Annotated in this window: 14 protein-coding genes; 8 read left to right on the forward strand and 6 right to left on the reverse strand. The window is 65.1% G+C overall.

Annotation, left to right across the window (positions count from 1 at the left end):
* Positions 1 to 8: 8 nt before the first annotated feature.
* The 4 genes from ACVIGB_RS18470 to ACVIGB_RS18485 form a co-directional block, all read right to left on the reverse strand.
* Entirely contained in the window at positions 9 to 614 is a 606-nt protein-coding gene (locus ACVIGB_RS18470; protein WP_092116196.1) for a K(+)-transporting ATPase subunit C, read from the reverse strand.
* 113 nt (positions 615 to 727) lie between these two features.
* Positions 728 to 2,839 (reverse strand): potassium-transporting ATPase subunit KdpB, encoded by a 2,112-nt coding sequence (gene kdpB, locus ACVIGB_RS18475; RefSeq protein ID WP_456749178.1) that lies wholly within the window; start codon positions 2,837 to 2,839, stop codon positions 728 to 730.
* A 24-nt stretch (positions 2,840 to 2,863) separates the two neighbouring features.
* Complete coding sequence (gene kdpA / locus ACVIGB_RS18480; RefSeq protein ID WP_092116200.1) at positions 2,864 to 4,567, reverse strand: potassium-transporting ATPase subunit KdpA; 1,704 nt, start codon at positions 4,565 to 4,567, stop codon at positions 2,864 to 2,866.
* Positions 4,568 to 4,686: 119 nt separating this feature from the next.
* Positions 4,687 to 4,776 carry a K(+)-transporting ATPase subunit F gene (locus tag ACVIGB_RS18485; RefSeq protein ID WP_016846764.1) on the reverse strand — a complete coding sequence of 30 codons (90 nt, stop codon included), beginning with the start codon at positions 4,774 to 4,776 and terminating at the stop codon, positions 4,687 to 4,689.
* A gap of 495 nt (positions 4,777 to 5,271) precedes the next feature.
* Here ACVIGB_RS18485 and ACVIGB_RS18490 point away from each other — a divergent pair, with 495 nt between their 5' ends.
* The 6 genes from ACVIGB_RS18490 to ACVIGB_RS18515 all read left to right on the forward strand — a co-directional run bounded on the left by ACVIGB_RS18490 (position 5,272) and on the right by ACVIGB_RS18515 (position 9,623).
* Positions 5,272 to 5,736, forward strand: coding sequence for a hypothetical protein (locus ACVIGB_RS18490; RefSeq protein ID WP_456721559.1), 465 nt, complete (start codon positions 5,272 to 5,274; stop codon positions 5,734 to 5,736).
* 13 nt (positions 5,737 to 5,749) lie between these two features.
* Positions 5,750 to 6,025, forward strand: coding sequence for a hypothetical protein (locus ACVIGB_RS18495; RefSeq protein WP_092116205.1), 276 nt, complete (start codon positions 5,750 to 5,752; stop codon positions 6,023 to 6,025).
* A gap of 114 nt (positions 6,026 to 6,139) precedes the next feature.
* Entirely contained in the window at positions 6,140 to 6,394 is a 255-nt protein-coding gene (locus ACVIGB_RS18500) for a hypothetical protein (RefSeq protein WP_456721558.1), read from the forward strand.
* A gap of 12 nt (positions 6,395 to 6,406) precedes the next feature.
* Positions 6,407 to 7,348 (forward strand): 4-hydroxy-tetrahydrodipicolinate synthase, encoded by a 942-nt coding sequence (gene dapA, locus ACVIGB_RS18505; RefSeq protein ID WP_456721557.1) that lies wholly within the window; start codon positions 6,407 to 6,409, stop codon positions 7,346 to 7,348.
* Positions 7,349 to 7,467: 119 nt separating this feature from the next.
* The gene (locus ACVIGB_RS18510; protein ID WP_456721556.1) at positions 7,468 to 8,865 is read left to right on the forward strand and encodes an NfeD family protein; all 1,398 of its coding nucleotides are present in this window, start codon (positions 7,468 to 7,470) and stop codon (positions 8,863 to 8,865) included.
* Positions 8,862 to 9,623, forward strand: coding sequence for a slipin family protein (locus ACVIGB_RS18515; RefSeq protein WP_092116211.1), 762 nt, complete (start codon positions 8,862 to 8,864; stop codon positions 9,621 to 9,623). The genes ACVIGB_RS18510 and ACVIGB_RS18515 overlap by 4 nt, the downstream gene beginning before the upstream one ends.
* Before the next feature lie 9 nt (positions 9,624 to 9,632).
* On the opposite strand, the gene ACVIGB_RS18520 is transcribed toward ACVIGB_RS18515, so the two are convergent.
* Together ACVIGB_RS18520 and ACVIGB_RS18525 are read right to left on the reverse strand one after the other, a co-directional pair.
* Complete coding sequence (locus ACVIGB_RS18520; protein WP_171947520.1) at positions 9,633 to 9,797, reverse strand: hypothetical protein; 165 nt, start codon at positions 9,795 to 9,797, stop codon at positions 9,633 to 9,635.
* 1 nt (position 9,798) lies between these two features.
* On the reverse strand, positions 9,799 to 10,074 hold the full coding sequence (locus tag ACVIGB_RS18525; protein WP_092116213.1) for a hypothetical protein: 276 nt from the start codon (positions 10,072 to 10,074) through the stop codon (positions 9,799 to 9,801).
* A gap of 264 nt (positions 10,075 to 10,338) precedes the next feature.
* Between ACVIGB_RS18525 and corA the strand changes: the two genes are divergently transcribed.
* Both corA and ACVIGB_RS18535 read left to right on the forward strand, forming a co-directional pair.
* Positions 10,339 to 11,355, forward strand: a complete 1,017-nt coding sequence (corA, locus tag ACVIGB_RS18530; protein ID WP_456721555.1) for a magnesium/cobalt transporter CorA — start codon at positions 10,339 to 10,341, stop codon at positions 11,353 to 11,355.
* 178 nt (positions 11,356 to 11,533) lie between these two features.
* Positions 11,534 to 11,941 (forward strand): Hsp20/alpha crystallin family protein, encoded by a 408-nt coding sequence (locus ACVIGB_RS18535; protein WP_092116215.1) that lies wholly within the window; start codon positions 11,534 to 11,536, stop codon positions 11,939 to 11,941.
* The last annotated feature ends 4 nt before the right edge of the window (positions 11,942 to 11,945 follow it).

The following is an 11,945-nucleotide window of genomic DNA, read 5'->3' on the forward strand; positions in this document are numbered from 1 at the left end:
CTACTCCCCTATTTCGCCTTTGCCGCGTCGAGCGCCAGGTTGAGCGCAAGAACGTTAACGCGGGGCTCACCGACAATGCCGGCGAAGCGGCCCTGCGTGTTCTGCGTCACCAGCTCGCGCACCGCGTCCTCGGACATGCTGCGCGCCTTGGCAACCCGCGGCACCTGGAACAGCGCGGCGTCCGGCGAGATGTCGGGATCGAGGCCGCTGGCCGAGGTGGTGACGAGATCGACCGGCACGCTGGCAGTCGGATTCTCCGCCTTCAGCTTCTCGACATCCTCCTTGACCCGGTCGTTCAGCGCCTTGCTGGTCGGGCCGAGGTTGGAGCCGCCGGAATTGGCCGCGTTGTAGGGCGCCGGCACGGTCTTCGTGGAATCGTTCGGATCGGGCGCGACCGTCGCCGACGGCCGGCCGTGGAAGTATTTATCCTCCTTGAACTCCTGCCCGATCAGGGCGGAGCCGATCACCTTGCCGTTCCTCTCGATCAGGCTGCCTTGCGCCTGCTTCGGAAAGATGACGCCGGCGATCGCCGTCATGGCGAGCGGATAGGCAAGGCCCGTGATCGCGGTCAGCAGGACCAGCACGAGGATGGCGGGGCGGATTTCTCTAAGCATTGTCGGTCTCCTCAGTCTGCTTCGTCATTGCGAGCGAAGCGAAGCAATCCACGGTTCAGCACGGGGATCGATGGATTGCTTCGTCGCTTCGCTCCTCGCAATGACGGTTGTGGTTAAGCCAGGCCCAGGGCGGCGACGATGAGGTCGATCGCCTTGATGCCGATGAACGGGATGATGATGCCGCCGAGACCGTAGATCATCAGGTTGCGGCTGAGCAGCGCGCCGGCACCGACCGCGCGATACTTGACGCCCTTCAGCGCCAAGGGAATCAGCGCGATGATGATCAGCGCGTTGAAGATGATCGCCGACAGGATCGCGCTTTGCGGGCTCGCCAGGTGCATGATGTTCAGCACCTGAAGCTGCGGATAGAACGCGAGGAACATCGCCGGGATGATCGCAAAGTATTTTGCGACGTCGTTGGCGATCGAGAACGTGGTCAGCGCGCCGCGGGTCATCAAGAGCTGCTTGCCGATCTCGACCACCTCGATCAGCTTGGTCGGGTTGGAGTCGAGGTCGACCATGTTGCCGGCCTCGCGGGCCGCCTGTGTGCCGGTGTTCATGGCGACGCCGACATCGGCCTGCGCAAGCGCCGGCGCGTCGTTGGTGCCGTCGCCGCACATCGCGACCAGCTTGCCTTTGGACTGCTCGTCGCGGATCAGCTTCAGCTTGTCCTCGGGCGTTGCCTGCGCCAGGAAGTCGTCGACACCGGCTTCGGCTGCGATCGCGGCCGCGGTCATCGGATTGTCGCCGGTGATCATCACGGTGCGGATGCCCATGCGGCGCAATTCGGCAAAGCGCTCGCGGATGCCGCCCTTGACGATGTCCTTGAGGTGCACGACGCCGAGCAGCTTGCCGTCCTTGGCGACCGCCAGCGGCGTGCCGCCGGCCTTGGCGATCTCGTCGGCAATCGACTGGATCTCGCGCGCTTCCGCGCTCATCGTCGCCGCTACCGCACGGACGGTGTTGCCCGAGGCGACGGTGCGGGGCGAGCCACCGTCCACATAGGCGAGGATGGCATCGACCGCGCCCTTGCGGACCGACGAGGTACCGGCATCGATGCCGCTCATGCGGGTCTGCGCGGTGAACGGCACGAAGGTCGCGGCAAGCTCGTGCATGTCGCGGCCGCGGATGCCGTATTTCTCCTTGGCGAGCACCACGATCGAGCGGCCCTCCGGCGTCTCGTCAGCGAGCGAGGCGAGCTGCGCCGCGTCGGCGAGGTCCTGCTCGGAGACGCCACGGATCGGACGGAACGCGGTTGCCTGGCGGTTGCCGAGCGTGATGGTGCCGGTCTTGTCCAGCAGCAGCGTGTCGACGTCGCCGGCGGCTTCCACCGCGCGGCCGGACATCGCCAGCACGTTGAAGCGCACCAGGCGGTCCATGCCGGCGATGCCGATCGCCGACAACAGCGCGCCGATCGTGGTCGGGATCAGCGTGACGAACAGCGCCACCAGCACCACGACCGAGATCGAGCCGCCGGCATAGGCCGCATAGCTCGGGATGGTCACCGTCGCGAACACGAAGATGATGGTGAGGCCCGCGAGCAGGATGTTGAGCGCGATCTCGTTCGGCGTCTTCTGCCGCTCGGCACCCTCCACCAGCCTGATCATGCGGTCGATGAAGGTCGAGCCCTGCGCCGCGGTGATGCGGACGCGGATCCAGTCCGACAGCACCTGGGTGCCTCCGGTGACGGCCGAGCGGTCGCCGCCGGACTCGCGAATGACCGGTGCGGATTCACCGGTGATGGCGGCTTCGTTGACCGAGGCCACGCCTTCGATCACCTCGCCGTCGGACGGGATGTTGTCGCCGGCCTCGACCAAGACGATATCGCCGACCTTCAGCGAGGTGCCGGGCACCATGCGATAGGTGCGATCCGTTCCGGCGAGCAGCTTGGCCTGGCTCTCGGTGCGAGTCTTCTTCAGCGACTCCGCCTGCGCCTTGCCGCGGCCCTCGGCGACGGCTTCGGCGAAATTGGCGAACAGCACCGTGAACCAGAGCCAGAGGATGATCTGGAAGGTGAAGCCGAGGTTGGCGCCGCCGGTGACGAGATCGCGCACGAAGATGATTGTGGTCAATGCGGCCACCACCTCCACCACGAACATCACGGGGTTCTTCATCATCAGCCGTGGATCGAGCTTGACGAAAGCCGACCAGATCGCCGGCACCAGGATTTTCGGGTCGAGCATGGTCGACGCCGTCACCTGCTTTTGCAGTTTCATGGTTTCCATGGATGTCACTCCGGACGTATTCGATCAGAACAGGGTGTTGGCGTTCATGGCGAGGTGCTCGACGATCGGCCCGAGCGCCAGCGCCGGGAAGAAGGTCAGGCCGCCGATGATCAGGATCACGCCGATGACGAGGCCGACGAACAGCCCGCCGGTGGTCGGGAAGGTACCCGCCGAGGCCGGGATCGACTTCTTCTCGACCAGCGATCCCGCGATCGCCATCGCCGGCACGATCATGAAGAACCGGCCGACGAACATCGCCGAAGCCAGCGTCAGATTGTAGAACAGGGTGTTGCCGGTGAGGCCCGCGAAGGCCGAGCCGTTATTGCCGGTCGAGGACGTGTAGGCATAAAGCACCTCGGTGAAGCCGTGCGGGCCGGCATTGGCCATCGAGGCCACCGCCGACGGCAGCACCACGCCGACGGCGGTCCAGCCGAGATACATCAGCGGCAGCACCAGGATCGCGAGCATCGCCATCTTGACCTCGCGCGCCTCGATCTTCTTGCCGACATATTCCGGCGTGCGGCCGACCATCAGGCCGGCAACGAAGATCGCCAGCACGACGAACAGCAGCATGCCGTAGAAGCCGGCGCCGACACCGCCGATGATGACTTCGCCGAGCTGCATGTTGATCAGCGGGATCATGCCGCCGAGCGCGGTGAAGCTGTCATGCATGGCGTTGACCGCGCCGCAGGACGCCGCGGTGGTGACGACGGCGAACAGCGAGGACGCGACGATGCCGAAGCGGACCTCCTTGCCCTCCATGTTGCCACCGGTGAGACCCAATGCCTGCAGCGCCGAGGTGCCGTTGGCCTCCGCCCAGTAGGTGACGGTGACGCCGGCGACGAACAGGATGCCCATCACGGCCAGGATCGCCCAGCCCTGGCGCTCGTTGCCGACCATACGGCCGAACACGTTGGTCAGCGCAGCGCCGAGCGCGAAGATCGAGATCATCTGCACCAGGTTCGACAGCGCGGTCGGATTCTCGAACGGATGCGCAGCGTTGGCGTTGAAGAAGCCGCCGCCATTGGTGCCGAGCATCTTGATCGCAACCTGCGAGGCCACCGGCCCGAGCGCGATGGTCTGCTTGCCGCCCTCCAGCGTGGTGGCGTCGACATAGGCGCCGAGCGTCTGCGGCATGCCCTGCCAGACCAGGAACAGCGCATAGACGATGCAGATCGGCAGCAGCACGTAAAGCGTGCAGCGCGTGACGTCGACCCAGAAATTGCCGACCGTGCGCATCGACGAACGGGTGAAGCCGCGGATCAGCGCCATCGCCAGCGCGATGCCGGTCGCCGCCGACAGGAAGTTCTGGTGGGTCAAGCCGAGCATCTGGACCAGATAGGACAGCGTGCTCTCGCCGCCGTAGTTCTGCCAGTTGGTGTTGGTGATGAAGGAGATCGCGGTGTTGAAGGAGAGATCCTCCGCAACCGCCGTCTGGCCGGCCGGGTTGAACGGCAGCACCGCCTGCAGCCGCATCAGGCCGTAAATGAGGGCGAAGCCGCCGACATGGAACAGCAGCATGGCGACCGTATAGGTCAGCCAGTGCTGCTCGCGCCGCTCGTCGACGCCGCCGACCCAGTAGATGCCGCGCTCGACCGGGCGCAGCACGGGCGAGAGGAAGGTGCGCTCGCCGTTGAACACGCGGGTCATGTACCAGCCGAGCGGTTTGACCAGCGCGACCACGATCGCGCAGAACAGAATAATTTGAATCCAACCGATGACGGTCATTGCGTCAAACCTTTCGAATGGGTGCGAAGCGCAGCAGCGACGCGAACATGCCGAGCAACAGCCCGGTCAGCACCGCGTCGGCCAACAGAATTGTGCAAAGCGCTGACATCGCGGGCCGCCTAGAAGCGTTCGGGCCGCAGCAATGCGTAGGTGAGGTAGAACAGCAGGCCAAGCGAGACGAGGCCGGCGAGCGAGTAATCGAAGATCATCGCCGCCTCCCTTAAAGCCGTTCGCAGGCGTAGGCGTAGCCGATGCCGGCCGCGAAGAAGCCGATCGCGAGCGCCGCCATGAGAATGTCCATCATGAGAGACTCCTATGCATCCGAGGGGCGCGGGACGACCGTATAAGCGCTCCGCGCCGGATGACCGTGAGGTGCCATCCGGGGCATAGGTTTTCGAGATGTGACGCATAAGGACGTTATAGGAATCCTATAAAGGCCTCAGTGCCGCCAACACTCTCAGCTGTCGTCCCGGCGAAGGCCGGGACCCATAACCACCGAATTCAGTTGTGGCGGCGCGCTGGGGCCCCAGCCATCGCAAAACTCGGCCCTGTGGCTATGGGTCCCGGCCTTCGCCGGGACGACGCATAATCTTTATGGAATCCCTATATCTCCGCCCCTCGCCTCATCTCGTTTTCCAATGGCTATCCGGCCATTTTGGGCGTGCGGCCAATACCTTGAGCCGCGCGCAAGACGAGATGACGTTATGTCCGTGCTATCCCAAAACACCTCCGCCGACCTCGGCGACCGACTGCGCGATGCCTATACTGTCACCGCCGAGTTCATGGCCGACATCATCAGCCAGACCTGCCGGCGCTTTCCCTCGGCCGGACAGAGCGGCAAGACCTCCCGTATCGAGCACCTGATCCGGTCCAGCGCATGGACCGACGCCGCGATCGCGCTGCTCGATCTCGAGCTGCCGCAATGGCAGATCCGCCGCCTGGTCTATGACGAAGGCGAGTGGTACTGCGCATTGTCGCGCGAACGCGAGCTGCCCGACTGGCTCGACCAATCGATCGAGGCCCACCATGCGGATCTCGCGCTCGCGATCCTCAGCGCCTTCGTCGAGGCGCAGCGGATCGTGGCGCCCGAGAACCGCACCAGGGTGCCCACCGTCCGTCGCGGCATCAGCTCGCTCTACGAGCCGATGCTCGTCGACAATATCGGCTGATGGCGGCGCCGTCGTGAACGCAAAACAACTGCCGCAGCAGCTGCAGTCGGTCCAGGTCATGGTCCGGTTCGGTTTCCGGCTTGCCATCATGATCGGCTTTGCCGTCTTCGCCGGCGCAGGCTTCGGCAGGGGCCTCGTCACGCTGCTCTGGATGTCGGCGCTGATCTGCGCGCTCGCTGGCCTCGTCAAGCGCGAGATGCCGTTCGCGGCAAACCTCAATCACTGGGACGAGATGACCGCCTATGTCGCGCTGTGCGCGCTCGGCACCGGCATCGTCCAGCACATCTAGGCCCGCCCCTCAAATCCTATGCCGCTCCTATGAAGTCGGCCGTCCTCCGCGCTCGATTTCATATCCGGCAAAACAGACATTGAACGCGTGACTTCCACCTGAAGGACTATCACCGTGAAACTCGTCGAACCTCCCTCGTGTAGCGCTGTGTCCACCATTGTCTTCATCGGTCGCAATCACCGCGGCCAGTGGGTCGCCCAGCAGCAAAGCGGCCTCTATGGCGGCCTGTTCGTCAACCGCGCCCAGGCTGTCAAATACGCGCTGTTCGAGAACGGCCAGCACCCCGAAATGATCGTCGAGCTGTCGCGCGAGCTCGAGCTCGATATGCGCGGCGAGACCGCAAGCCTCCCCACCATCCGCGTGGCCTGAGCCACTCACCTCATGACTGCGAAAGTCACTTTGAAAACGGCTGCGAAGGCGGATTCGGCGGCATGGCTGTCGGGCTTCATCCCCGACCTTCCGACCCCCTTCAACCACCGGGACGAACTCGACACCGAGGCGTTCGGCCGGCTGTGCGAGCGTCAGATCGCGGCCGGCGCCACGGCGCTAGTGGTCGGCGAGACCGCGGGTGAAAGCTCGACGCTTCAGCCTGCGGAGCGCGCGCAGCTAGTTCACATCGCAGCCCGTGTCGCGCGCAAGCGGGTCCGCATCATCGCCGGCGCCGGATCGAACGCGACGGATCGCGCCGTCACGTTCACGCGCGCGGCGGAAGCGGCCGGCGCCGACGCCATCATGTCGGTCGTGCCGTATTACAACAAGCCGATGCCGCAGGGCATGGCGGCGCATTTCCGCGCCGTCGCCGCGGCCACGACACTGCCCGTGATCCTGCACGATATTCCCGCGCGGACGGCGAAAGGCCTCGCGGACGAGACGCTGCTGGAGCTGGCGCACACCCCGCGCATCATTGGACTCCGAGATGGCAGCAGCGATGTCGCCCGCCTCAGGCGCCTGCGTCCACGCCTGCCAGCGACATTCCGGATGCTAACCGGCGACGACACCATGTCGCTCGCCTATATGGCCGCCGGCGGTGATGGCTGCATCTCGTCGGTCTCGAACGTCGCGCCCGATTTGTGCGTGGCAGTGGCCCGGCATCTGCGTGAGGGCCGGTTGTATCAGGCGCGCGAGCTGCATCAGCGGCTGGTGCCGCTCGCGACGCTGCTGGAGCGCGAGCACCCCGCCGCCCTGAAATTCGCACTGGCGCTGCTGGGGTTCATGCAGCCGGCGACGCGGCTGCCGATCGTTCAGCTCAACGGACCAGCGAAGGCCGAGATCGCGCAGGCGATGACCGAAATCGCCGACGAATATCTGGCCGTCGCGCACTGAGCGTGCCACAACGCAGGCCATCGCAACGCACAATGGAGTCAGCCCACCACGTCCGTGACACCGCGCCATATTGAGGTTCCGGAACGGCATCCCATATCCACGGCAAGGGAGTGCTTGCCGTGCAGACCTTCAAGGCGGCTCTCGTTGTGGCGATCGCCCTGGTCGCTCTGGTTGTTTCCATTGGTCCCGGTACGGCCGCGGACAACAACCGTCTTGCCCTGACCATTTCAATCGATGGAGCGATCGGGCCGGCATCGGCCAGCTACGTCAGGGACGGCCTGGCGAAGGCCGCCGAGCGGCACGCCGAGATCGTCATTCTGCGCCTGAATACGCCGGGCGGTCTCAGCACCAGCATGCGCGAGATCATCACCGACGTGCTGGCCTCGCCCGTTCCCGTCATCGGCTATGTTGCGCCCTCCGGCGCCCATGCCGCGAGCGCCGGGACCTACATTCTCTATGCGACCCATCTCGCAGCCATGGCGCCCGGCACCAATATCGGCGCCGCGACGCCGGTGCAGATCGGCGGCCCGATGCCGGGTCTGCCGGGCAGCACCCCGGACAAGGACGGCAAGGACCAGAAGGACGGCGGCAACCCGTCCACGACCAAGGATACCATGACGGCGAAGATGACGAACGATGCCGTTGCCTTCATCCGCAGCCTCGCCGAGCTGCGCGGCCGCAATGCCGACTGGGCCGAGAAGGCGGTCCGCGACGCCGCCACCCTCTCCGCCAACGCCGCGCTGCAGGCCCATGTCATCGAGTTCACCGCGCATGATCCGGTCGACCTGCTCAGACAGGTCGACGGCCGGACGGTGGAGCTTGCCGGCGGCAAGACACAACGGCTGGCGACAAAGGATGCCTTGATCGAAGCCATCGATCCCAATTGGATCTCGCGCGTGCTTGCTGTGATCACCGACCCCAACATCGCATTCGTTCTCCTGATGGTTGGCATCTACGGCCTGATCTTCGAGTTCATGTCGCCAGGTGCCCTGGCGCCCGGAGTTGTCGGCACGATCTGCCTGCTGCTCGGGCTCTACGCGCTGAACATGCTGCCGATCAACTACGCAGGCTTCGCCTTGATGCTGGTCGGGATGGCGCTGCTCGCGATCGAAGCCTTCAACCCGACCGTCGTGATCGGCCTCGGAGGCATCGTCGCCTTTGTGCTGGGAGCCGCCATGCTGTTTCGGATCGAGGCGCCCGGATACCACCTGTCATGGCCGCTCATCGGCATCGTCGCGGCGATGTTCGCAGGCCTCATTCTGGTGGTGCTCGGGGCGCTGCGCCGCGCGCGCAACGGTCCGCTCCGGACAGGTGCGCAAGCCATGCGCGGGCTACCGGCCGAGGTGCTCGACTGGTCCGAGACCACGGGTCACGTCTTCACCAATGGTGAACGCTGGCAGGCGCGCGGCACCGAGACATTCAAGGCGGGAGAGACGGTCGAGGTGGCCAACATCGTCGATTTGACGCTGGTGGTACGGCGTGCGCCGGTTTCCGCCGGCGAAGGAGGTACAGCATGATGCTTGATTATTTCACCTATGCGGCGGTCGTTCTGCTCGTCATCATCTTCCTGACCCAGGCCGTGCGCGTCCTGCGCGAATACGAGCGCGGTGTCATCTTCACGCTCGGCCGCTTCACCGGAGTGAAGGGACCGGGGCTCATCATCCTGATTCCGGTGGTGCAGCAGATCGTGAAGGTCGACCTCAGGGTGATGGTGCAGGTGGTGCCGCCGCAGGACGTGATTTCCCGCGACAACGTCTCGGTCAAGGTCAACGCCGTCCTCTACTTCCGCATCGTCGACCCCGAGCGCGCCATCATCAAGGTCGGCGACTACATGGCTGCGACCAGCCAGCTTGCCCAGACCACGCTGCGCTCGGTGCTTGGCAAGCACGAGCTCGACGAGATGCTGGCGGAACGCGACAAATTGAACGCCGATATCCAGGAAACCCTCGACAAGCAGACCGACGTCTGGGGCATCAAGGTCACCGCGGTCGAGATCAAGGATATCGATCTCAACGAAACCATGGTGCGGGCGATCGCCAAGCAGGCCGAGGCGGAACGGTTGCGGCGAGCCAAGGTGATCAACGCCATGGGCGAGCAGCAGGCCGCCGAGAAGCTCGTCGAGGCCGGCCGGATCCTCGCTCAGGAGCCGCAGGCGATGCAGCTCCGCTATTTCGCCGCGTTGCATGACATCGCCGGCGAACGCTCATCGACCGTGGTCTTCCCGCTCCCGATGAACCTGCTCGATTACCTGACGCCGCGCGGTGGAACGACGTAATCCGGTTTGCTAGTGCCCGTGATGTTTGGCCCGCCACGCCGGACCCGGGCCGCGCATATAATGCGCCTCGGGCCGGTAGCCGCTGATCGGCTCCTCGCCGATCCAGGCGAGGAATTTGAGCATGCCTTCCGCGGCGCGGCGCAGCAGGGCAGCGATGAATGAAGCGGCGCGCATCTCAGTAATCCCACTTCTCGCCGAGCACGACCGGCGCCCGGGGATATTTCTCGGCATCGCCGCCGAGCATGCCGACATGGAGATGGCTGCGCGCCCAATCCTCGTGGCCGCGATGCAGCAACAGCTCATTGCGCAGCCGATGGATCTTGGCGGCCGCGATGGCGCGGTGAACAGTCCTGAACGCAAGACCGATCCGCCGGATGGTCCGCCGCAGCGTCGCCGGCATGGCACCGGCCGAACCGTGCGGCCGGGCATCGTGTACATGGAGCAAGGTCATGTCCCACCTTCCTGGTAGGCGGCGCGCGAACGCACCGCGTCACCCCAGAAGATGCTGGGAAGGCCGTAGGAATTCGAGAGGACCCGCCGCGGTGCGGCATAGGCGCCGTATAAAGACCGGCCGCGCCGCCTGCTGTGACGGGGCGCCCCCGGACCGTCGGAACAGGACGGACCCGCGCGTGTTGACCAGCGCCCATTCGGTGCTAGCCTTTTGATCGTGAATTGTCGTCAAGCGGATTCGATAACCGCGTCGAGGGTGGAGATCATGAACCTCGCATCGCCAACTGTCGCAACCGCCGGGCCCGTCCACGCCGATGGCGTCATCGCGGCAGGAGTCTACGTCGAGGGACGACGCGTTGCCAATATCGCGATCGATGAAGCAGCGGACTGGCGCAACAGGCCGGATCACGTCGTGTGGATCGGCCTGCACGAACCCGATATGGCAATACTCAGCAGCTTGCAGCGGCAATTCCAGCTGCACGACCTCGCCATCGAAGATGCGGATCACGCGCATCAGCGGCCGAAGATCGAGCAATACGGCGATGCGCTGTTCATCGTGGCCCGCACCGCGCAGCTCGAAGGCGAAAGTATCGCATTCGGCGAGACGCATCTGTTCGTCGGCGAGGGATACATCGTCTCGGTCCGACACGGCGCCTCGACGTCCTACACGCGGGTCAGGGAGCGCTGCGAGAGCTGCCCGCGCGCGCTTGCCCGGGGCGAGGACTACATCCTCTATGCCATCCTCGATTTCATCGTCGACAACTACTCGCCGGTGCTCGAGACGATCCAGGACGAGGTCGAGGCGATGGAGGCGGAGGTGCTGGCGAGCGCAATGACGCGGGCGCAGATCGAGCGGCTCTATCTGCTGAGGCGGGACCTGCTGCGGCTGCGCAACGCGATTGGACCGCTCGTGGAGGTCTGCCGCAGGCTGGAACGCGACGATCTGCCGATGGTGCGCGACACGATGCGGCCCCTGTTCCGCGACGTCACGGATCACGTCCGCACCATCCAGGAACGGATCGACTCGCTGCGCGAGGTGCTTGCCTTTGCGTTTGAAGCAAGCCTGCTGGTCGGTCAGGCGCAGGAAACGGCGATCTCCAAGAAGCTCGCCTCATGGCTGGCGATTGTTGCGGTGCCGACCGCCGTCGCCGGTATCTACGGTATGAATTTCAAGTACATACCGGAGCTGCAATGGGAGTACAGCTATTTCGTCGTGATGGGCCTGATGCTGGCCGCATGCGCCGGGCTGTTCTGGCGATTCAGGCGTTCCGGCTGGCTGTAGGCGGCGATCCGAACATCGAGCCAGTCTGGTCTGGGCAAAGCACAACGGCGCAGCGCGACCATGTGCAAATCGTCAACAATTTGGACAATTTTTCCCTCGAACGACCCCGCCCGAAGCCGGTTTACCGTCGGCGGCAAGACCGGTAACGTCGCCTCCCAATGCGACGTGGAGAGTGCCCATGCGGCCCAAGGATCAGACCAACTGGATGCTGACGGATGCGATCGAGGCGCTCGCCCGCGCCGAACGGTTGCACCAGAGCTTCCTCAATTTGCACCCGCGCGGGGAGGGCAGCGAGCCGAGCTGGGAACCGCCGATGGACGTGATCGAGACCGAGGAGGAAATCCTGATCCTGGTCGCGCTGCCGGGGGTTGATCCCGACGAGGTCGAGGCCGCGCTCGACGGCGGCACGCTGGTGATCTCCGGCCGCCGCATCCTGCCCGCCGAGCTCCGCAACGCCCGCATCCTGCGCCTCGAACTGCCGCAGGGCCGGTTCGAGCGCCGCATCGCGCTGCCGACCGGCCGCTACACCATCAGCCGCTTTGCCGCGCATGGCTGCGTCGGCCTGCGGCTCGGAAAATCGAGCTGAGGGA

This window comes from Bradyrhizobium sp. USDA 4341, from assembly GCF_054063755.1.

What these genes read in the sequence shown, in the direction of transcription:
- ACVIGB_RS18470 (WP_092116196.1), bottom strand. Translation starts at nt 614, where the DNA reads ATGCTTAGAGAAATCCGCCCCGCCATCCTCGTGCTGGTCCTGCTGACC.
- kdpB (WP_456749178.1), bottom strand. Translation starts at nt 2,839, where the DNA reads ATGGAAACCATGAAACTGCAAAAGCAGGTGACGGCGTCGACCATGCTC.
- kdpA (WP_092116200.1), bottom strand. Translation starts at nt 4,567, where the DNA reads ATGACCGTCATCGGTTGGATTCAAATTATTCTGTTCTGCGCGATCGTG.
- ACVIGB_RS18485 (WP_016846764.1), bottom strand. Translation starts at nt 4,776, where the DNA reads ATGATCTTCGATTACTCGCTCGCCGGCCTCGTCTCGCTTGGCCTGCTG.
- ACVIGB_RS18490 (WP_456721559.1), top strand. Translation starts at nt 5,272, where the DNA reads ATGTCCGTGCTATCCCAAAACACCTCCGCCGACCTCGGCGACCGACTG.
- dapA (WP_456721557.1), top strand. Translation starts at nt 6,407, where the DNA reads ATGACTGCGAAAGTCACTTTGAAAACGGCTGCGAAGGCGGATTCGGCG.
- ACVIGB_RS18515 (WP_092116211.1), top strand. Translation starts at nt 8,862, where the DNA reads ATGATGCTTGATTATTTCACCTATGCGGCGGTCGTTCTGCTCGTCATC.
- ACVIGB_RS18520 (WP_171947520.1), bottom strand. Translation starts at nt 9,797, where the DNA reads ATGCGCGCCGCTTCATTCATCGCTGCCCTGCTGCGCCGCGCCGCGGAA.
- ACVIGB_RS18525 (WP_092116213.1), bottom strand. Translation starts at nt 10,074, where the DNA reads ATGACCTTGCTCCATGTACACGATGCCCGGCCGCACGGTTCGGCCGGT.
- corA (WP_456721555.1), top strand. Translation starts at nt 10,339, where the DNA reads ATGAACCTCGCATCGCCAACTGTCGCAACCGCCGGGCCCGTCCACGCC.
- ACVIGB_RS18535 (WP_092116215.1), top strand. Translation starts at nt 11,534, where the DNA reads ATGCGGCCCAAGGATCAGACCAACTGGATGCTGACGGATGCGATCGAG.